We start from the raw sequence: 304 nt of genomic DNA, 5'->3' as shown, positions 1-304 counted from the left end.
TCGTAGGTTCGAATCCTACTGCTCCGACCACTTAAAATAATATTTTAAGATCGGCGAAGTATCGCATGATAAGCATCATCGGTTAAGCGCCTGTAGCTCAGTTGGATAGAGCATCCGCCTTCTAAGCGGATGGTCACAGGTTCGAATCCTGTCAGGCGCGCCACTCGGTAGCTTGGTACATAGAACTATTTGATGGTGGATGTAGCTCAGTTGGTAGAGCCCTGGATTGTGATTCCAGTTGTCGCGGGTTCGAATCCCGTCATTCACCCCAATTTCGGAGCATAGCACAGCCTGGTAGTGCACC

The 304-nt window shown here is 49.7% G+C and carries 2 tRNA genes; both read left to right on the top strand.

Annotated features, from left to right (window positions below):
- Nucleotides 1-86: 86 nt before the first annotated feature.
- Nucleotides 87-163 (top strand) — tRNA-Arg (locus tag NL42_RS17760).
- A gap of 32 nt (nt 164-195) precedes the next feature.
- A tRNA-His gene (locus NL42_RS17755) sits at nt 196-271 on the top strand.
- Nucleotides 272-304 lie beyond the last annotated feature (33 nt).

The organism is Acinetobacter sp. GN11 (assembly GCF_054823985.1).
Note: the sequence above shows the minus strand (reverse complement) of the source record. Positions and strands in the feature narration are given on the sequence as shown.